This window comes from Fibrobacter sp. UWB7 (assembly GCF_900142945.1).
In the GTDB taxonomy this organism is placed as follows: domain Bacteria; phylum Fibrobacterota; class Fibrobacteria; order Fibrobacterales; family Fibrobacteraceae; genus Fibrobacter.
In genome coordinates this window covers 158,095-178,048 of the sequence record NZ_FRCO01000005.1, presented here as the reverse complement: position 1 = coordinate 178,048, position 19,954 = coordinate 158,095, and the positions used below count along the sequence as shown (strand labels likewise).

Sequence of the window (19,954 nt, the reverse complement as noted above, 5' to 3'; positions counted from 1 at the left end):
CGACGCCCCTAAACACTACAAAAAGAAAACAAACCCGCTTATTGCCAAGCAGGTTTTCTTTTTTTAGTTTGCTCGTAAAAACAGATTAATTTTCTATTAGTATTAAAAACTTAAATCTTAGAAAAGAGCGCCATAGAGCACTATATCGTCCAGATAGAATTCTGTTCCATTTCTTACGAAGAAATGCAGCTGACGGACATCGTCCTTGAGCGTATTCCATGCGATATAGCAGTTGCTTACATCCTGGGCGGTATAGCACAGGTCATCGTATTTCACGACGTAACGCGTCCATTTCTGCGAATTCAGGTCCTTCCATTCCGAGGCGGCCTTGAGCGAGAGTCCTGCGACTTCGGATTCACGGGTCCAGTTTTCAAGAGACACGCGAATCTGGCCCGAGCCCTTGGCATAGAACGAAATAGAATCGAGCGTGGAGAGGTTCCAGCCTTCGTCGCGGAGGAACATGCCGGTCAAAACCCAAGCGTAAATATTATTCGTTCCCACCAGGTTGTACTTTCCGTGGAACACCTTGGACTTGCGCTCGTTATCCGTATCGAACGACTTGGACAGAATCTTGGAGCCAACAGAATCCGTGCTAAAATACCAGTTTCCGGTATCCTTCACGTTTTCGAAGTCCTGCATCACGACATACGGGTAGTCGAAATCAGCAGAGCCCTTGGAAGGCGCAATGCGCTTTGTTACATACAAGCTATCCTTTGTTGTAACAACATAGATATCAAGCGAATCGTTCGTCGGGAGCGTCGGGAGTGTAAACGTTCCTTCTTCGTTCGTCTTCGTCAAGACATCGAGACCATAGACTCCCACCCACGCATACTTTTCGCCGGCATGGAGCGTCACGCGGCTCATGTAATTTGCCGTCTCCTGGAGCTTAACCGTATCAAGCTCTGCAATCTGCTTTGCCGAAAGCACCTTGGAATAGGCGGCACCCGACTGCATTACAGTGAGGCGGTAATCGCCAGACTTCAAGGAATCAATGACAAAGAGGCCATCCTTGTCGGCATAGGCGTCTGCCTCGGCAATGACGTTACTCACGTGCAGAGAATCGACACGGGCGTCAGCCTTGCGGATTGCAAGCGATGCATATGGAACAACCTTGCCATCTGCCACCGCCACAAACTTAACCTTCCCGGCGTACGGATCCGGCTTTTCCGGCTGGAGGTCAATCATTTCCGTTTCGTTCGGCGAGAGCTTTACAGACAAGTCATCATAGACCGTGTTGTCGTCACCGCGCAAGAAGTACACCTGCAACGAGTCATTCGACGGCAACTGCGAGAGCATAAAGCGACCGGTCGAATCCGAGCGCACAAGCACATCCATGCCGCGCACGCCCACCCAGACAAAGTCGCAATCTTCAGGCACATCCGCCAAGCCGCCAAGGGCCGCAGTCGGTTCAAGGTTCACGCTGCCCAAGGTCGTATCGCCCGAGTAAAGCCCAGTGTAGGCAGAACCGCCATACACAATCGTCAAGCGGTACTTGCCTTCCGGAGCCTCGAACGAGAAGTTACCGAGGGAATCTGCGTAGAAGTCCGCGTTCACAAGTTCATTAGTAGCACTATCAGCCGTCGAAGTGTGATCAACACTTCTGATAGCCACACGTGCATAAGACGCCACAGCGCCATTGCCCAAGTAAGCAATGCCGTTCGTCGTTTCGCTGCCGGGGCCACCTGCGACCTTATCCGAGCAGCTCCAGAGCATAAGAGCTGAAAGTATGCAGGCTAGCCTTTTCATTTTGACTTCTCCTGCAGTTTCTTAGTAAAAGCAAGCGGGAACAGCTGAACGTTCAGCTGGAACACCGTATCGTCACCCGTACCATCCTGTGAAAGACGCAGCAAGTCCGAGCGGAACTCCTTGATCTTTTCACGAATGAGCTGGATATCGTTCATGTTGAACGTCATCGTCACCGTGCTGATATCGCGCAGAGGAGGCGCATGCCGTTCCAGCGATTCACCCGCAAGGCGAATCGTCTCCTTCTGGAATGTCCGAACCGCTTCGGATCTCCAGTTACCACCTGTACTCACAAATGTATCATTCACTTTCCAGTACCCGTCCTTACCCTCAGAAATCATGTTCAGGTCATGCAGGAGCTTGATAGCATCCTTCGCCTGCTCCACCGTGATAGCCGGCGTGCAGCATTCGGCAAGACCTTCATAATCATCTTTAAAATTACAAATACCGATAACAGAACGGATAGCGTTGTAGTACCAATGGCGGTAAAATTCAAGTTCTTTTTTGGCAAGGCGCTTTAAAGGAATGCCCTTCAGCGCCTGCATCTTCTCATAATGGTTCAAGGCTTCCTGGTCGCTTTTCGCGCGGCCGAAGTACACGAGTTCCGACCAGTAGGCGGTTTCCTTTTCGTCAAGCTCAAAGAACTCTGCCATCGGCTTGATGAAGTTTACAGCGAGGTGGATTTTCCCCTGCGAAATACGGAGGAGGTTGCCGGGGTCTGCGCCGAGCTTCATTGCCATGTATCGCCAGGATATGACGGTCTTACGCTTCTTGAAATCTTCAAAAGCATCCCTAATCCATTCGCGATAATCGGTATATTCAAAAATCGGTTTCACAGAAATTCCTCACGGCGAGCTGCCGACACTAGACAATGCGGGCGGTTTGAACCTCTATAAAGATATCTATATATGGTTCAATAGGTTAGGGTACGCCGTTATCGTTCGTTGTGGAATTTTACAACGGACGCCGAACCGCCAGAGCAAGTCGACTGCCAGGAGCACTCCAACAAATCGCTAAAACGAGTGTCGCCACAGCGGCCATCAAAGACGAGAGCGCCCTTTTCATCTAGCTGGTAAAAGACTTCGTAAGAGATTTCGACGAGCTTGGACTTGAGCACCACCGGATCGCTCATCACCTTCGATGTGATTTCAATCACGCACTTGTCTTTGGACTCCGACGATTCCGCCGCTTCGTCAACGGCATTCCAATGAAGCTGGATTTGCTTAAAGTCGTCCACTTCCGGATGCTTGGAGCACGAAACGAGCCACAAGACCGAAACTGCGAGAATAAGCCAAACGCGAGCCATCGGGAACCCTTAGTGGTTACGCCTGAATGTCGCGACCGTCACGCGGTTGCGGCCATTTTCCTTAGAAGAGTAAAGAGCCTTGTCCGCACGGGCAATGAGAGACTTCGGATCTTCGCCAGGCACCATCTCGGTCACGCCGAAGGAGCAAGTCACCTGCTGCTGCGTGATAAGCGTCGAAGCTTCGATCGCCTTGCGCAACTTCTCGGCGAGGAACGCGGCATTCTGGATGCTCGTGTCTTCACTCAAGATCACAAATTCTTCGCCGCCCCAGCGCACGAGCGAGTCCGTATTGCGGATCATGCCCTGCACGAGCTTTGCGAGGTTCACGAGGACTTCGTCACCGACAAGATGTCCGTAAGTGTCGTTCACGTTCTTGAAATGGTCAATGTCGAAAATCATGAACGAGACCGGAGAACCCGTGCGGTTGAGCTTTTCCTGTTCGCGGAGGAGCACACCGCTGAAGCCTGCGCGGTTGAGGCAACCCGTGAGCGGGTCTTCCTTGCTGGACTTTTCGTATTCGCTCTTTTCGATTTCGAGAGCAATGAGGTTCTTCTTGAGTTCTTCTTGCTTCTTCTTGTTCAGAGCGCGTTCACGACTGTAATCAAAGAATCTGATGATCAAGATGATAAGGAAGGTGACAAACCAGAGAGCGACAAGCGTCGTCACGAGGTCCACCTGCGAAATCTTCTTGCCCTTGAAGCGGAGCCCCTTGACTTCCCAGCCACCATAACCGAGCGGAGCGTTCGTGCCGGTCTGGATTTCAATAAGCGGGATATTCGAAAGGTCTACGCGAGCCTTGTGGACGTTGATTTCGTTCTGGGAAACCCACCAGCCAGCCACGCGGAATTCCTGCGGGACAAACACAGCCGGATACGGTTCCTTGGTCGGAGTAAATTCGATTTCGTTGAACTTGAGGGAAGTTTCGTCGTTCTTGCGGTAGAGAGCGCTATCGTAACCGCGCATGTAAAGACGGACGGAACCCTCGTTACGCGGCTTGAGCCACACGAAGATGCTGTCGTAGTTGGAAAGGTCGCGGCCCATGGTCTTGCCATCGCCGAGATAGACCTTGATGCCCACATACGGGTAAGCATAGCCTTCACGGAGTTCATACTCGATGAGGACCGAGCTATCGGTGCGCGTCATGGAAATAGCAGAAGTACCGCCATCCACGGAGTCGGCACTTGCGACCACGTACGGATATTCGCCGAGATTAATCTCCATGATGTCGTCTAAGAAATGCCTATACGCAAACATGGCTACGGCAGTAATTACCAGAAGCACAATAATCAGGAAATTCATCCTGAAAAGGGCATAAACTTTTCTCATAACTTTTGAAGACATAATCACATATCCATTTTTGGCATCAGTGTTTTCTAAATATATAAAAAAGGATTTTTTCCGTGCCTAAATTATCTTGAAAGCCACCGTCCAAGCCGGGCTATTATGGGCCTCAAGGTGTTCGCGAGTTCTTCCTGGGAATGGGTGTCGGGGTGTCCGTGCAAACCAACATTCGATGTGAGAACGTGTTTATATTCCAAATCCTTGTGACCGGCAGCGACTTGAGCGTCGTAAATTGACTTTATGGTCGGAGCAAGGTCATCATTGGGCCATACTTTCGTGGAAACGAGCAGGAATTTTACGTCGGGATGCGCCTTACGGAGCTTATCAAGCAATTTAGCATATGCTTTCTTGAATTTTCCTTTATCTGCATATGGCGGATTGCCCTGAAAATCGTTGATTCCTTCGAAAATCACGATGACCTGCGGGTGGAACTTTTCCAAATCCCAGCGTTCCGGCTTCGGATACGAGGTCACAGAGCCCATGACCGTGTAATCATAGAGGCTTTCGTACGTCCATTCGGGCACCATATTGTCATAGTTGCGCACAAGACCGCGTCCGCTGTAGGCATTTACCTGATAATCAGCATTGAAACCGCTCGCAAGGAGGTAGGCGTAGCTCTTGGAGGCGTTCGTCTTGTCGAACTCGGGTGCGTCTTCGGCAGAGGAGCCTTCGCAGCCATAGCCCGCAGTGAACGAATCACCGATGAACTCGATGCGGCGATTGGACGGCTTGGGTGCTTCGCCAAATTCACCATCGACAGAAATGCCGTAGAACTTGATTTCGGGAACGCCGCTTTCGCTAATCTTGATGAAGCGATACTTGTGGAAGGAGCCGTCGTCCTCAACCTTGATGGAGCGTTCTTCCTTGGAATCAACTTCGAACTGTTCAATCTGCTTGCCGTCGCGGTCAAGGCGCCAGCGGGAATGGCCTTCGACCGTAAACGTAATCTTTGAAGCCTTGGCGTTGAACGTGATGGATGCGGCAGGCGCACTCGCGCGGCTTACACCGTTATCATGGGCCCAGCGGCCATTGAACAGAAGGTTTTCCATAGAAGAGGATGCTCCGAAAGAGTACGCGGCAAGCGCACCCAGGAAAAGGAATATGCGGACGAAATTCATTGGAGGAATGATAGAAAAAAGTCATCCCAGCACGGCGGCGGGGATGACAAAATATAACGCAAAATGTTGTAAAAACCGCTACGCTTGCGGGGCGGCGGCCTTCTTGCTCAAGACCTTGATTTCTTGAATAAACGAAAGGTCGAGCGAGAACTTTTCTTCCTTGCCGCTTTCCTGAATTTCGACCATCGACGGGGATTTTGCGAGGTGGAGCGCATGCACGTAGAACATTTTTTCTTCGAGCTTTGCGTTTCGCTTGGTCTTGTCCATGATCTTTGCAGCAAGCGGAGTGCCCACAGTCTTTGCGTAACGGAGTACCTTCACGAGGTCGAACGTGCTCAACTTCTGGTAAACACTACCGTACTTGGTAGAATCCATCGTCGCCTGGGCAGAGGCTTCGTCAGCCTCGTCGCGCAATTCGTAGTCAATCTTCTTTGCTTCGGGCCATGCAATCGAGAATTCGGCCTTCCATTCTTCTTGAGCGGCAGGCGTGCGGTTTTCGGTTGATTCGCCAGCATACGGGAAGAAGCCATAGTTCTCGAGAATTTCGAAAGCACGGGATTCCAGTTCCGGATTCAAAATGAAGCCGTAACCCGGGATGTATTCCTCGGTGCATTCCATGAACTGCGGGAAGCGGGAAAGTTCGCTAAGCACTTCCTTGCTTTCGACCTTGAGGAGTCGGGCGGTGCGAACCTTAGCGCCGTAGAACGAAGCGTTCCATTCAGCAAGTGTCGAAGAGACGTTCTCAGGCGGCTTAAGCCAGCTGCGGAGATTTTCAACTTCGGATTCCGGGAAACCGCTCTTGAGGCCCGCGACGTACGTTTCTTTTTCGAGCGTGAAGCAGAGGAACGTTTCGTCGTTCTTGACTTTCGCCAAGCATGCGAGGGAATAGAGCACACGCGGAGCCATGCCGGTCGAGACGACCAAGTCAAAGTTCGGGAGTGCAGTGAGGTTTGCTTCAGGAATCGAAGCGATAGAGGTTTCGAGCCAGTCCTTGCCGGACTTGCTCACGACAACGGCAGTCACCTTGCCTTGAGCCATGCGGAAATCGACAAGGCCCAAAATCCAAAGTTCGCAAAGCGGGCGCGGCAGGAATTCCCACGGCAACACCTTGTTTTTTTCTTGCAAGCGGTAGGACGGATCCATTACCCAGAAAAGCTGTGCGGCGTCAGCAGCGGAGAGGCCTTCGCCAATGCTAGTAAGCAAGCGGGCGCAAAGGTCGCGGTCGCCATGGAAACGCTCCTTGATCCACCAGGAAATCACGTCTTGATGAAGACGGAAACCGTTCTTGTGGATAAAGTCAATAGCGGATGCGGACGGGAGCAAGAAGGTGTTTTCGCGTTCAAGCCAGCCGTTCTGCACGAGGAAACTGAAAATGAGCGAGATTTCCTGTTCGCAGGCCTTTTCAGAAGCGTGGCGGGAAGCGGTAAACACTTCGGCGCAAATTTGGCGGCCACGGCGATGGAGCGTTCCGTTCGTGTTGATGCGAAGCTGCTTCTTCTTTGCGTTCGCGAGCACGACGCAAATATGCCAGTCCAAAAGGTTCTGGTATGAAATCAGCGGAGACGTTGTGTCGATTTCGCCTTCGGGCTTGATGTCAAAGCAACCGATAAAATCGCTAAAGCCCATGTAAATCGGGGTGCCACCCACAAAAGAGCGGTAAAGCACGTATTCACGGCACATCGTGAGGAGGAACGTCTGAAGTTCGCGGTTCTTGCTCACAGGAACCGTCAGTCGAAGTTCATTAAACGCAAGGCCTCTAGAGCCGCTATTATAAATCAAGTTCAGGCAGCGACGCTGCCACAATTCCATCTTGGAAACGAGTCCCGCAACGCGTTCCTTGTCGGAATAGTAAGAGAGCGTTTCGGACTGGATGAGAGCATTGTTTAAAAGGCCCTTTTTGCCGAACGCCTTCGCGTGGGCGTTACGAAGCAAGGGCTTGGACATTCCATCAAAAAAAGCACTTAAATCAAACATTATGCACCTTAAAATAGGAAGCCAAATATAATAAAAAATGGTCCGTTAGTTAAGGGGCTACACACGTGAACAGGTATGAGAAATGCCCGCCGGTGGCGGGCATAACTAAGTCCGGGGTGACAATGTCGCGGGTTACTTCACGAAGCGTTCGATGTCGGAGACGGAGCCTGCGATGCGGTTCTTGAAATTCCAGATGCGTGCGAAGGTCTTGCCGTAGCGTTCGAGGACAACGCGGTTGTCCAAGATGAGGACCTTGCCAGAGTCGGAATCGTTGCGCAAGAGGCGACCCATGCCCTGACGGAGTTCGATGTAAGCTTCCGGGATAAAGTAATCCTTGAAGAAGTTCTTGTTAGCAGCCTTCATCTCGTTCGTGAGTCCGGCGACAAGCGGATCGCTCGGGTTCGGGAACGGGAGCTTGGTGATAACGAGCAGCTTGAGTGCATCACCCGGGAAGTCCACGCCTTCCCAGAGACTCTGGCAGCCGAGCAGGCAAGCGCCGCGTTCCTTGCGGAACATCGCGACAAGGCCATCGAGCGAGCCATCGACATGCTGGCAGAGCAAGAGCTTGTTGCGTTCAGCAAATGCTGGGGCAAGCACAGCCTGAGCCTTCATCATCGTTGCAACACTCGTGAAGAGCACCATCGTGTTTTCTTCGACATTCGGGAGCACCTTCAAAAGCGTATCGTTCAAAGCATCGCCAAATTCCGGAGCCGAAGGCTTCGGGAGGAACTTCGCAACCATCACGGAACGGCGTTCGTTCACGTCGGACTGTTCGGTGTAAACACGCACGAACGGCTGTTTGCCCAAGCGCAAATTGTCCATGCCCATCTTCTGCAAGAAGTACGTGAGGTCCGCCTGCACAGAAAGCGTTGCCGACGTAAACGTTGCAGACTTGATCCACGGATAGAATTTTTCTCTCCAGACATTACCGGAGTGGAGCGGGAGCGCATGCAGCTTGATGGTATGCGGGTTGAACGGTTCTTCCATGTAGAAGACCCAGTCATTGCGGCCCGCTTTTGTAACAAATTCAAAGTCCGAAATGAAGTGGCCGATTTCAGTCATGCGGCTATCGAGATCGCTCACGATACCCTTGAGACCGTCCATGTTCGCTGTGGCAGCAACGAGCTTTTCAGCAAAGCCACGTGCATTATTGTACTGTTCGAGGAACGTTGCCGGGTCCGCTTCGTATTCGGCGAGGATGCTATTCGTGTACGTAAAGCCGCTGCGGCCATTCTTCTGCTTGGCAAGCTTCTTGCCGATTTTCATGAAGAAGCGGTGCAGAGCCTTTTCGGCCTCGCCCAGAGCTTCGGAAAGCTTGTCGCAGAGTTCGTGAAGTTCCGGCTGTTCTGCCGGAATACGGCTTGCAATTTCTGCAATGAGGCCATCGCCACCCGCCTTGGAAGGCTCAAGCGTCTTCGCGATATTTCTGAATCCGAAGAACGAAATAGAACGGCCAAACACCTGATTGCTGATTTCGGGCAAGCGGTGCGCTTCGTCAAAGACGATGTGTTCGTAAGATGGGAGCAATGCAAAATCGAGTTGCAAGTCCGAAAGGAAGAGCGAATGGTTCACAAGCACCATATTTGCATTCATGGCCTTGCGCTTGGCAATGAGCGCCGGGCAGTTTTCGTGATGCGAGTGATTTTCGCCGCTACAGCAAGAAGCGCTGCAAGAGAGCTTAGACCAAAGCACACGATTGCGGCTCTGGCTAAAGGAATTGCATTCGTTGATGTCGCCCGTTTCGGTCGTGAGGACCCACGGGATAAGCGCCATGAAGGAATCACGTTCTTCGGCGGAGAGGAGCGTTTGCGGGTGCATCAGCAGTTCTTCGAACTTGCGGAGGCAAAGGTAATTGTCGCGGCCCTTCAAAATAGCCGGGCGGAGTTCGCCATTGTAAATCTTTGCAATCTGCGGAATTGCTTCTGTCCAAAGCTGTTCCTGCAAGGTGCGCGTTGCCGTACTGATGAGCACGCGTTCACCCGTGATAGCCTTGTTTGCTGCGGTAATGAGGTAAGACAGAGTCTTTCCAGAACCGGTCGGAGCTTCGAGCACGCAGAGGCCACCCTTGTACATGTTACGTTCCATGACCGAGGCGAAATCCTGCTGGTTGTGGCGCGGCTTGTAATCATCGACGACAAACGAGATAAAACCACCTTCCTTGAAGAACTCGCTTACGCGCGGAGCCCTGGATTTGGGCAAAGCTTCCAAAGCAGGAGCAACGGGCAAATTGTACTTCGGAGGAGAAAGCTTTTCAACTTTCGAGGTGAAAAGCGTTTCGTAGCCAGAACCCTTAGCCACTTTAGAAAGGGCATCGTAAATCCACGGGTCCATCGTAGAAATCTTTTCGAGAGCCTTCACAAACAAGCGTCCGCAAGCATCGGCATCGGGCAAGGCGCGGTGGGCGCGGCTACGTTCAATGTTCAGTTCCTGCACGAGCGTATCGAGGCGATGGTTCGGCACATCCTGAAACGCAATGCGCGAAAGCGTGAGCGAATCCCAGAACACGTGAGAATCGTAAGAAATCCCGACCTTCGTAAAAGTCTGCTTCAAGAACTTGGAATCGAAAACGGCATTGTGCGCGACAATCGGGAGGTCACCAACGAAAGAGCAAATCTGACCTGCAATCGTTGCAAAGTCCGAAGCACTTTCCAAGTCGGCCTTGTTGATTCCAGTGAGCGTTTCGATAAAGGGGCGAAGCTCTGCAGAAGACGGCTTCACCAGAAAATCGAGATTTTCCTTCGGTTCGCCATTTTCAAAGCGAACAAGCGCGACCTCGATTATTTCGTCTTTTTCGAAATCGAGACCTGTCGTTTCCAAGTCAAGCGCTACAAATGCTGGAATCTTTACCATCTTAATCCATCCTTTAAGGCAATGCCGGAAGGTTCGGCATCAGTTGATCTAAATCGTTTGGTCCACTCTTGATCTTTAACGTATCAAGCGGAGCGCGCCATGCAGATCCGTATTTGAAAGGCTGCAAGGAACCGCCACTTGGCAAATCCGAGCCTTCCTCTGCATAATAATAGTCAATAATGTAATCGCCCTCAACGAGATCGTTAAAGGCAAACGCCCCATGAGCGGAGCACTTTGCATATTCAAACTTCCCTGTCTCTGCAGACTTGAGGCGAACTATGGCACCACTTTTTGCGCCAGGGATTCTCCCCACCATCGAACCAAATTTTAACTTGGAAATAGTTTCAAACACAAGCTTGCTCTGGTACTTTGTCTGGATCACTGTATCACGGACGCCATTGCTATCGGCTTTAGCAAGAGTCGTATCGGCATAGCCGCGCAATAAGCTGAACTTGGAATCGGTCGGCCAACGTTCACTACGCTGAACGACATAGCGGATCGGGTCCAGCTTTTTCACTTCCACTTGAGTCGTATCCTTGTTCTCGACAATAAAGAACAAGTCCTTCAAGGAATCGAGCACAGGCTTGTTGTAAATCACGATAAGCGAATCATCCGGGAAAGCCTTTTTCGCCTTGCCTGTAATCTTAACCGTCTGGATAGACGGAGCAAGCGTATCGCCTTCCATTTCTTTCCATTCAATTTCGGCGTAGTTACGGGCAGTATCCAAAGCGCGGTTCAAGGAATCCTTACCGCTACGGCAAAGGAACTTGTACAAAACCTCATCTTTCGGCTTCGGGTCAAAATAGAATCGCGGTGCACTTGAAGTTCCGAGATACACAAATCGCGGGTAAAGCGTGTCGCCATTTGCCGAAGTCATGTAACAGTTAGATGTGTCTGCAAAAGCGGAATCAAAATACACATGGCGCGTAAAGTTCGCTTCAAGAATATTGGCATTCGGCTGCGAGAGCGTACCCATTTCCAAAAGCGAAGTATCCTGGTCGGCAAGAGCTATCCACAGCGTGTCCGAAGTCGATTCCGTAAGAACCAAGTCCGAGACCCAGACGCCTGCAAGTTCCGACGACGGTTCAATTTTATGATTGCCGTTGCCATCGACAAAAGCGACAACGCGGTAGCGCCCCGCCTTGAGACCTGTAAACGTGAAGCTACCAATGCTATCCGCAGCCGTGAGGTAAAGCGGTTCTTCCTTCGTGAGCATCGGGAGGGAATCAAGCACCTTCGTAGTCGTATCGCGGTACTTTTCAAGATAGCGCTTAGATTCGCGTTCGGAGCCCATCAAATAAAGCCCGACGCTTGGGTAAGCTTTTTTGCGGACAAGGGAATCGCTCACCATCACGCGACCACTCAACGTGAGCGAGTCGATTATAGCCCCCGTCGAGAACACGACCTGGAAAGGCTTTGCAAGAGCGTTTCCGCGCAAGTCCTTGATGCCACTAGCAAATGTCACAGTATAAGTCGTACCGGTATCGAGTTCAGCACGCGAATAGACTTCGAGCGTCTTGCCATGAACTTCGTAGCGCAACTTCTTTTCGATCGGAGGCGATATGGTAATGGCACCGCGAGGAATCGATGCATTAATCCATTCATCAAATTCCAGTTTCACATAAAGTTCGTTCGGGTGGTTCGCCGTCTTTGGCGCAGGCAAAACCCCAGCCACACGCGGCGGGAGCTTATCTTCGGGGCCGCCTGTCGGAGCCACTTGCGTTGCACAAGCTGCGATCATCAGGCACGACGCCAAGAAATATGCCACACTCGAAAACTTCATTTGCTTCTTTACTTGATCAAGTCAATAATCTTGCCTATGCGAGTGAAACGGATGCGGAACGGGATGCGCCACCAAGTGAGCGGGTTACCGAGAGCAAACTTGGCGTCATCATTTTCGAACGAGAAGTAGATGACAAAAGCCTTTGCGCGGATGTTGCGGAGCGAGACTACACCCCAGTAGCGGCTATCGGCGGAATTGTCGCGGTTGTCGCCCATCATGAAGAACTGCGGGTACTTCACGACATAGCGGTCAATCTTTTCGGAACCGATATAGAGATTGCGCTGGATTTCGAAATGGTTGCTTTCGACAACTTCAGTAGAGTCCGTAGAATCCTGGGCAGGCGCCACCACATTCAAGCGTTTCACGTTGCCTTCGAGATCCTGGAGAATAGAGCCTTCAAACGACACATAGCTGACCGGGCGCGTAAAGCCGCTGTTCAAATTCGGATCGTGCGGGTCGATCATCGGCAAGAATCCAATCTTTGCGAGTTCCCTGAAATAGCTGAACGGCATCGCACCGGACAACGTATCGCCCAGCGTAAGGCGCTGCTGGATCATCGTCTGGTTTCTCGAAAGCATCGCATTCAGCAAGAGGCCGCGGTCATTTTCGACCGGGAATTTAAAGTCGTTGAAAACGTAATTGTTGTTTTCACGACCATTGCGCAAAAGCGAAAGTTCCAGACGCACGGAAGAATCCGGATTTTCCTGAGCCACGAGCGAACGCAGCCACCAGAGTTTCACCATCGAGAGGGAATCGACGTACAGCGTATCGCCCACGGACGGCACGACAAATTCTTCGACTTCATCACGCGGCGAAAGCGTGCGCATGCTGGCTGTCCACTTTCCGAATGCCGGGAGCGAATCCTGACGCTTGCCGTTCAAGAAGAGCTTACCGCCATGAACAGCAACCGTATCACCGCTTACAGCGACACAGCGCTTGATGTAATCCTTCGGACCATCGCCATAATGCACAATGTGCGGCTGATCCTTTTCAGGAGAATGGTCCCAATAGTAGTTGCCCAGCATGAGGGCATTGAACAAGTGCGTGTAGCGCTTGGGATTGTTATCGGGATATTCCGGTTCGCCCGGATAGCGGAAGATGACGACATCGCCATGTTTCGGTTCGGCGTATCCCGGGAACTTCTGGTTCGAGAATGGAATCGGGGAACCGTAAGTGAACTTGAGACCCAGCAAGAAGTCTCCCGTCTTGAGAGAATCTTCCATGGAGCCACTCGGAATCTGGAACGCCTGAATGACGTACTGGATAACGATCAACGCAAGGACAACAGGGACAATAACTTCACGTGTAAAAGATTTCAAAAAAACTTTTGCTGATTTTTTTTGAGGTGTCTGTTCCATCAAAACTCCAAATTACAAACTCTTAACGGTTTTTACGAAATTACGGCTTACGGTAATCTGCGTACGGTTCTTGTCGCGCAGCACAACGCACAGGCGGCCAGCATCGGTCTTGCGAATTTCAGCGATATAGTCGATTGCCACCAAGTGAGCACGATGAACGCGGACAAACTGACGCGGATCGAGTCGCTTTTCGAGTTCCACAAGCGTTTGGTCAATCACGTACTGCGCTGTCGTAGTGTAAGCGGTCGTGTATTTTTCTTCGCTCTGGAAACGGATGACTTCGTCCATGTTCACGAGCAAAATGCGGTCGGACTGCTTGACCTGCAAACGCTGCATGTAGAGCCCGCTCGAACTCATCAGTTCCTTGAATTTGTCCCACGAGAAATCCGCCGGGACACCTTGCCCATTTTCGTGCGGCATGCGCTTGCGGAGTTTGCCCATCGTCGCCTGCAGACGTTCAGGGTCAATCGGCTTCAAGAGGTAATCGACAACGTTCTCTTCGTAAGCGCGGAGTGCAAAATTGTCGTAAGCAGTCGTAAAGACAATAAGCGGGATATCATCTTCGTTAAGCGACTTCAGGACTTCGAACGCATCCATGTCGGGCATCTGGATATCCAAGAAAACGACATCCGGATCAAGTTCATGAATTTTCTGGATAGTCTGCGTGCCAGAAGAGGCTTCGCCTAAAATTTCGATTTCGCCCGAATACGCTTCGAGCAGGGAACGCATGCGTACACGAGCTAACGGTTCATCATCGGCAATTAATGCTGTAAACATATTCTCCCGCTCTCACTTAATCTTTTTATAGAATCGAACTAGCACCGCTTTCATGCCATCGGCATCGCGATAAACATCGCCCAATTTCATGAAGGCAAGGTTTCCGACCCTATCGCGCTTGAACGCCCATTGGATAGAATTATCCGAAAGACACACCTTTACAATGCTATCGGCAAAGACGAACGTTCCACGGAGCGTATCGACCTGTACAGAATCTTTCAAAGTCATTTGAACGGCCTGGACAGTGCCATCCTTGAACAAGTCCATATCGACACCGCGCTGGTTACAGTCATCGCACGGCATACGGCCTGAATAAAAGCCAAAAACATCCGCAGGGATTTCTACGGGAGGCAAATCAGGAAGCGGTTCCTTTTTTTCTTCGGAACATCCCACAAAAAGACCGCAAAGCATTGCGGCTAGCACATAGGCATACTTCATGCCAATAATCTAAAAAATTTCAGACAAGGCTAAAGGAACGTTACTTTAAAAACCGGTAGAATAGACCAGTCTAAAGCCAAGGGTAGCCTTGGAAAGAGCAGGGTCATGTTTTTCACGTTCCTTCGGAGCAAGTACGGTTACCTTGTCCGACCAGCCGCCACCACGCACAATGCGGTAATCGCCCGATTCCGGACCCGTATAATTGTCGCTTTGTTTTTTAGGATAAGCGTCATACCAGTCATTTACCCATTCGGCAACGTTACCTGCCATATCGTAGAGACCAAATTCATTCGGCAATTTTTTCGCCACTTCGTCAGGACCGGAAGTTTGTCCATAATAGGCGTACTTGGAGGCAACATCGACATCCCAATAATAAGTCGTAGTCGTGCCACCACGGGCTGCAATTTCCCATTCGTTTTCGGTCGGGAGCCTAACAGCAATTGCAGAGTAATCAATAGTCAAATCAACTAAGACTGAATCCCCGATAACGGACTTGTAAACGTAAGCCGTATCAAGCCCGGCAAGTTTCGAGAACGCATTGCAGAAAAGTGCTGCATGGAACCAGTTCACATTGGAAACCGCGCGCTTATCGCCTTCCTTGGACTGTTTGGGCAGTTCATCCATGACAAATTTATAGACCTTTTGGGTCACTTCGGTTGTCGCCATGCTAAAAGCATTGACGCCAAAGGAATTCACGCCACGGGTAATAGAAGATTTAGGGATTTTCACCCAATCAAACAATCCAAAGATATCGGAGTTAACGTCAGGTTCCACCGCACTTGACGAGGACTTGGAATCGGAACTAGACGCTTTACCGCCATCGTTTGGGAACTCGGCATTCCCTTCAACGGGGTCGCCGCTTGCTGTACACGCATGAAGCGTTAATAAAGCAAACGGCAGCAACAGATAAAGTTTACGATTCATAGTCACGCCCCCTTTCATCCACGACGTTTCCGCTAGCGGACAACACCTACGCGGTAAATTTTCTGCTTAGTCTTGCCACTTTCGAACTTGACTTTCAGGCGCGCCGTATAGACATCACTGCCGAGATTACGCAAGTCGAGATAGGCTTGATTCTTGCCCGCCACACCGTCCGGGATGTTCGTCTTGAACACGCACAAGCCCGTGATATCGTACAGTTCCAGCTTGATGGACTGCGGTTTTGCACCGAGTTCCAAACGCACCTTTGCATCACCGCCGCGAACTGGGTTCGGGAAAATGAAGAAATCTGTGATTTCGTCTTTTGCCTTTGAAGCACTGACATCGCCAAGCTTGGAAGCATCGAAGAATCCAGTACGTTCGTTGCCACCTGCCGGGAGCGCCCATGCAGCGGCAGCCTTTTCAGCACCGTTAGCAGCCTTATCCAGGCGGAACGCCGTCACGTTGTTTCTGTGGAATGCATAAAGCTCAGGTCCCTTGGAATCCTTCACGGCATCGGTCACATAAATGCTCATCGGAACAAGCTGCGAGAGCGAATCAATCGCTTCGTAACTGCCCGCTGCAATTGGGAAGCGTTCAGAAACGCGCTTGCCCTTGCCCGTGTAAGCGTACACAAGGCCATCGCTTGAAGGCACGAGAATTTCAGGAATCTTGTCACCCGTAACATCGACAAGAATCGGGTCGCTATGGAATCCGACGATAGGCGTACCGCGATTAATCGTTACCGGGAATCCGTCAATAGGGATGCCAAAGCGGTCAAGTGCGTAAACAAGGTTATCGCCGAGGAACACGATTTCCGGATAGCCGTCGCCATTGATGTCGCCAAGAGCGATACCAGACGTTTCGTCCTTGAGACCGCTTGTACCACGGGAACCACGCTTGTATTCACGAGCCCAGATTTCGTCCCCACCATCCAGAAGATTTGCTCGGACATGTCCACGGCTGCCGACAAAAATCGGTTCCAGTTTTCCGTCCCTATCCAAGTCTGTGCAAGCGACCTTGAAATGTTCACCTTCGCGCAATGACTTACCAACAACAGCTATGGACTTCGGTGATTTACCAGTCTGTTCCTTTATATTCGTCGAGAGCCAACGTCCATCTTCGCCAACAACAACAAGGTTGTCTTCCGACTCGTCCTTGTTCTTGCACACAGCCATATCCTGCGGCTTAAACCCGTTGTACAAATCAAAACTTCCGCCACTGCCAAACACGCCATCCTTGTTTTCGCGAGCATAAGCAAGCTTGGAATCCGTTACAAACCAGACATTACCATTATAAACCAACGGACCTGCCATCGCCTTGTCTGAAATCTTCAACACGTCTCTCTGCGGGATCATTCCCGTAAGGAACTTCGTGCGGACCAAAGCGTGTTCATGCAAGCTATACACATAATTACCATCGCTTGCAATCCCGACCAGCGGACCATCGCCAGAAGCTACGCGGTACAACGGAATTTCGCTCTTAGCCTCATTGCGGGTGAGCGACGTTTGCGTCATCACCGTATCAGCCATGAAGAGCGTATCGCCAAGGGCGTTCATCGCCTGGAGCGTTCCGTCTTCGGAAGCAAACACAATCGCCTTGCCCGTCTCATCATCTTCGTAATTGACGAACACCGCACCGCGCACAGCGTTTGCAAGACCAACATTCTTCGGGAACTTCGAATTTTCGATGCTGCCGTCATCGACGCTAATTGTCACACGAATCACCGGAGATGCAAAACTCTTGACGCTATCGCCCATAAACGCATTCGAAGTCTTTTCGATGCGGGCATTCTTCGGCACATCTACCGTAATCTTGATGCCCGTATGACCGCCCTGCGTCGTAGCCGTATTGGCATAGCCTGTCGGGAGAATCGTCTTGACAGTATCAAACTTCTTATCCTTTGCAAAACGCAAATGCGGGAGCAGGTCCGTGCCGCTACCGTAATCGTAAGAATCTTCGCCAATCGCATTCTTGAACGTCTTGCCGATGCTCAGAACGCCATCCGATTCTACAAGAGAAAGACCGTATTGGTGGTCGCGATATTGTTCACCACCCCAAAGATTAGCGGTCCCATATTGGAGAGACTGCCTCAAATACCAGTCATTGACTTTCCAAACGGCAATACCACTTGCCGGGAGCGCCGCATCAAAGCTGCTCACGCCAAGAATCAAGCCCTTCGCCTTCTTTGTATTGCGCTTGCATTTGCCTTTGGTGCAAACACTGTCCTCAAACACGAGATGCAAGCTATCGACAGAAACCAAAATTGAATCGACATCGTCGTTCTGCACAGCTTCGCCACGATAAACAGTGACCATACCGTCCTTATTCCAGGAACGCTGACGATTTTCAATCAGGATGTATTCGTTTGCGCTCAGAGCGACCTTCACGATTTCTGTACCGAGACCGCTACCCGCCGCCGCAATATCAACCGACACCGGATGACCCGCCGTCGGACGCACTTCCTTGACCTTAGACCAGCCCATGTAAACGCGTTCCCAAGCCGCAGGCAGCACCGGGAAGAATCCGTTACCCGCATTGTAGCCTGCAAAGTCCATCATATCGAAATAGCCCAAGCGGGAGATGCCCTTGATCACGTCGTACGTGTTCGGCATCCCGAGTTCGCGACCAATCTGGTTCACGACAATACCGTTAATGCCCCAGTTGAGTCCATCCTGCGAAGCCGTTTCACTGACCACCATCATCGACTTGAGCGTGTCAATCGCAGCGCCCTTCAACACAATGCCGTTGTTCAAGGAATCAACCTTGTCAATCACGACACCCGAAAGCGTATCGGGCAAATAAATCCAGTCCGATTGCGAGATATAAATGTCCAAGAAGTCGCCCGGCGTATTGGCGCCCTTTGTGCCCATGCTACCACCATCCACAAGGCGGCTAGCCCCTGCGTGTGCAATCATGAACGCGCGTTTTGTATTCGAGTTTTTCGAAAGCGGAATATTGAACGGGGAATCATCAGACTTGTGAGCTGCCATCACGGCATCGTAAACGAACTGCAAGTAGTCGCGACTGCGGGCTTCATCGTACTCCGCCGTCTTTTCGCCCTTCATCTTCTGAGTGCGATTGTAGTCAATCATCGGCTTGTCAAGCTTGTATGCCTTGCCGTCTTCGGGGAACACCCTCGACTTGATGACAAGCTCACCACCGCTTACCGCTTTGTAATAAGCGTTCGCAAAATCCAGATGCTTTTTCCAGTACGGGATTTTTCCGCGGCTCCCCGACGGATCCAAATCGAACGTCGCCGTATCGGAATCAAAAAGCCCCGTACCCGTCGTGAGCGAGTTGTTCGGAGACTCTTCCTTAAGCTGCACACGCAGCACAAAGACTTCGAGAGTGTCCGCCGCCTGCACGAGAGATGCAAACGAGAGGACCCCTAAAAACAATGCAAAAAACTTGGCATTTAACTTCATGATTATAATTTACAAAAAAAGCCAATCCTGGACGGGAGCGGTTTTCAAGAATTAGATAAACAAAAGCAACTGTTTTAAAATATATTAAACCAAGTTTATCAACACAAGCGCGCTCGCCTACATGACAAAAAGGCAATTATTTGGGCTACCCGCCGATGCGCTGGTAGCTTCGCGGGATATTCAGGCGCCATGTACCGGAGCCAAACGATTTGCCACGGGATACGCGCTTTACGCGGAGTTCGAGGAATTGTTCCGATTCACGGACAAAGGAAATTTTCGAAGGCGTTTTCACACCGGAGAATTCTTTATATTCTTCAATGTTTAACCGTTCTGTTTTGCCGTCACGGCCAAGCGTTTCGAGCCAGAGAATTTCGCCATCTTTTTCGGCGTAGATATAATGGCGAGTCATGGCATCTCGGGCTTCGTGAATTTTTATAACAGCGGAATCAGAGCTCGCGGAATCGCGCACGGAAATTTCTTCGAGACCTTCGGGAATCACGCGACCTTCAAAGAGTCCGGCCACCTGATGGATATGCACAAGCGGGAGCGACGGATCCGTCATGAGCCCGACCATGTAACCGGCGCCATTCATGTACATTTTTTCAGTCGGGAAAACCATCTGCCAGCCCGATTCGAGCCACAAAAGCGAGGCTACGCCAATGCCGAGGGAACCCGTGAGTTCCATGCGATAGCGCTTGTTCGGAACAGAAAAGAGCACAGCATCCAAATCCTGAGTCTTTCCGTCTGGTGCATAAATGGTGAGCGAAAAAATAGCCTTCAAGCTATCAACGGGAGCCTCGGCGCTCTCTGTAACTTTCGCCGCAGCCTGACGGCCGCCAGTACACCCCGTCAAAGACAAAGCAATCAACAAAAGGAAAAAGAGTCCCCGCAAAAAGGCGCCGAATCTAGCCAAGGTCATA

General features: G+C 51.0%; 14 protein-coding genes. All 14 read right to left on the bottom strand.

The features are described from left to right. Nucleotides 1-117: 117 nt before the first annotated feature. Nucleotides 118-1,746, bottom strand: a complete 1,629-nt coding sequence (locus tag BUC30_RS13295; RefSeq protein ID WP_073425403.1) for a carboxypeptidase-like regulatory domain-containing protein — start codon at nucleotides 1,744-1,746, stop codon at nucleotides 118-120. After that, nucleotides 1,743-2,579: a TIGR02147 family protein gene (locus BUC30_RS13290; RefSeq protein ID WP_073425402.1), complete on the bottom strand. Its 837-nt coding sequence runs from the start codon at nucleotides 2,577-2,579 to the stop codon at nucleotides 1,743-1,745. The genes BUC30_RS13295 and BUC30_RS13290 overlap by 4 nt, the downstream gene beginning before the upstream one ends. 98 nt (nucleotides 2,580-2,677) lie before the next feature. Further along, a complete protein-coding gene (locus BUC30_RS13285) occupies nucleotides 2,678-3,049 on the bottom strand; it encodes a hypothetical protein (RefSeq protein ID WP_073425400.1) in 372 nt (123 codons plus the stop codon). A 9-nt stretch (nucleotides 3,050-3,058) separates the two neighbouring features. Then, entirely contained in the window at nucleotides 3,059-4,348 is a 1,290-nt protein-coding gene (locus BUC30_RS13280) for a GGDEF domain-containing protein (RefSeq protein ID WP_244536651.1), read from the bottom strand. A 110-nt stretch (nucleotides 4,349-4,458) separates the two neighbouring features. Continuing rightward, nucleotides 4,459-5,439, bottom strand: coding sequence for an SGNH/GDSL hydrolase family protein (locus BUC30_RS13275; protein WP_244536650.1), 981 nt, complete (start codon nucleotides 5,437-5,439; stop codon nucleotides 4,459-4,461). Between the two features lie 147 nt (nucleotides 5,440-5,586). Next, nucleotides 5,587-7,482, bottom strand: coding sequence for a hypothetical protein (locus BUC30_RS13270; RefSeq protein ID WP_073425396.1), 1,896 nt, complete (start codon nucleotides 7,480-7,482; stop codon nucleotides 5,587-5,589). A 132-nt stretch (nucleotides 7,483-7,614) separates the two neighbouring features. Then, on the bottom strand, nucleotides 7,615-10,332 hold the full coding sequence (locus BUC30_RS13265) for a helicase C-terminal domain-containing protein (RefSeq protein ID WP_073425394.1): 2,718 nt from the start codon (nucleotides 10,330-10,332) through the stop codon (nucleotides 7,615-7,617). Nucleotides 10,333-10,345: 13 nt separating this feature from the next. Further along, nucleotides 10,346-12,115, bottom strand: coding sequence for an Ig-like domain-containing domain (locus tag BUC30_RS13260; protein ID WP_073425393.1), 1,770 nt, complete (start codon nucleotides 12,113-12,115; stop codon nucleotides 10,346-10,348). An 8-nt stretch (nucleotides 12,116-12,123) separates the two neighbouring features. After that, complete coding sequence (lepB, locus tag BUC30_RS13255; RefSeq protein WP_244536649.1) at nucleotides 12,124-13,434, bottom strand: signal peptidase I; 1,311 nt, start codon at nucleotides 13,432-13,434, stop codon at nucleotides 12,124-12,126. A 51-nt stretch (nucleotides 13,435-13,485) separates the two neighbouring features. Further along, nucleotides 13,486-14,250 (bottom strand): LytR/AlgR family response regulator transcription factor, encoded by a 765-nt coding sequence (locus BUC30_RS13250; RefSeq protein ID WP_073425390.1) that lies wholly within the window; start codon nucleotides 14,248-14,250, stop codon nucleotides 13,486-13,488. A 12-nt stretch (nucleotides 14,251-14,262) separates the two neighbouring features. Further along, nucleotides 14,263-14,688: a copper resistance protein NlpE N-terminal domain-containing protein gene (locus BUC30_RS13245; protein ID WP_073425388.1), complete on the bottom strand. Its 426-nt coding sequence runs from the start codon at nucleotides 14,686-14,688 to the stop codon at nucleotides 14,263-14,265. Nucleotides 14,689-14,733: 45 nt separating this feature from the next. Continuing rightward, nucleotides 14,734-15,612: a formylglycine-generating enzyme family protein gene (locus BUC30_RS13240; RefSeq protein ID WP_073425387.1), complete on the bottom strand. Its 879-nt coding sequence runs from the start codon at nucleotides 15,610-15,612 to the stop codon at nucleotides 14,734-14,736. Between the two features lie 32 nt (nucleotides 15,613-15,644). After that, nucleotides 15,645-19,034 (bottom strand): hypothetical protein, encoded by a 3,390-nt coding sequence (locus BUC30_RS13235; RefSeq protein ID WP_073425385.1) that lies wholly within the window; start codon nucleotides 19,032-19,034, stop codon nucleotides 15,645-15,647. 145 nt (nucleotides 19,035-19,179) lie between these two features. Beyond that, nucleotides 19,180-19,953 (bottom strand): hypothetical protein, encoded by a 774-nt coding sequence (locus tag BUC30_RS13230; RefSeq protein ID WP_073425384.1) that lies wholly within the window; start codon nucleotides 19,951-19,953, stop codon nucleotides 19,180-19,182. Nucleotide 19,954 lies beyond the last annotated feature (1 nt).

Excerpts from the sequence above, each read along its gene's own strand:
- BUC30_RS13295 (WP_073425403.1), bottom strand. The coding sequence starts at position 1,746 with ATGAAAAGGCTAGCCTGCATACTTTCAGCTCTTATGCTCTGGAGCTGC.
- BUC30_RS13285 (WP_073425400.1), bottom strand. The coding sequence starts at position 3,049 with ATGGCTCGCGTTTGGCTTATTCTCGCAGTTTCGGTCTTGTGGCTCGTT.
- BUC30_RS13280 (WP_244536651.1), bottom strand. The coding sequence starts at position 4,348 with ATGAATTTCCTGATTATTGTGCTTCTGGTAATTACTGCCGTAGCCATG.
- BUC30_RS13275 (WP_244536650.1), bottom strand. The coding sequence starts at position 5,439 with ATGGAAAACCTTCTGTTCAATGGCCGCTGGGCCCATGATAACGGTGTA.
- BUC30_RS13270 (WP_073425396.1), bottom strand. The coding sequence starts at position 7,482 with ATGTTTGATTTAAGTGCTTTTTTTGATGGAATGTCCAAGCCCTTGCTT.
- BUC30_RS13265 (WP_073425394.1), bottom strand. The coding sequence starts at position 10,332 with ATGGTAAAGATTCCAGCATTTGTAGCGCTTGACTTGGAAACGACAGGT.
- BUC30_RS13260 (WP_073425393.1), bottom strand. The coding sequence starts at position 12,115 with ATGAAGTTTTCGAGTGTGGCATATTTCTTGGCGTCGTGCCTGATGATC.
- BUC30_RS13250 (WP_073425390.1), bottom strand. The coding sequence starts at position 14,250 with ATGTTTACAGCATTAATTGCCGATGATGAACCGTTAGCTCGTGTACGC.
- BUC30_RS13245 (WP_073425388.1), bottom strand. The coding sequence starts at position 14,688 with ATGAAGTATGCCTATGTGCTAGCCGCAATGCTTTGCGGTCTTTTTGTG.
- BUC30_RS13240 (WP_073425387.1), bottom strand. The coding sequence starts at position 15,612 with ATGAATCGTAAACTTTATCTGTTGCTGCCGTTTGCTTTATTAACGCTT.
- BUC30_RS13235 (WP_073425385.1), bottom strand. The coding sequence starts at position 19,034 with ATGAAGTTAAATGCCAAGTTTTTTGCATTGTTTTTAGGGGTCCTCTCG.
- BUC30_RS13230 (WP_073425384.1), bottom strand. The coding sequence starts at position 19,953 with ATGACCTTGGCTAGATTCGGCGCCTTTTTGCGGGGACTCTTTTTCCTT.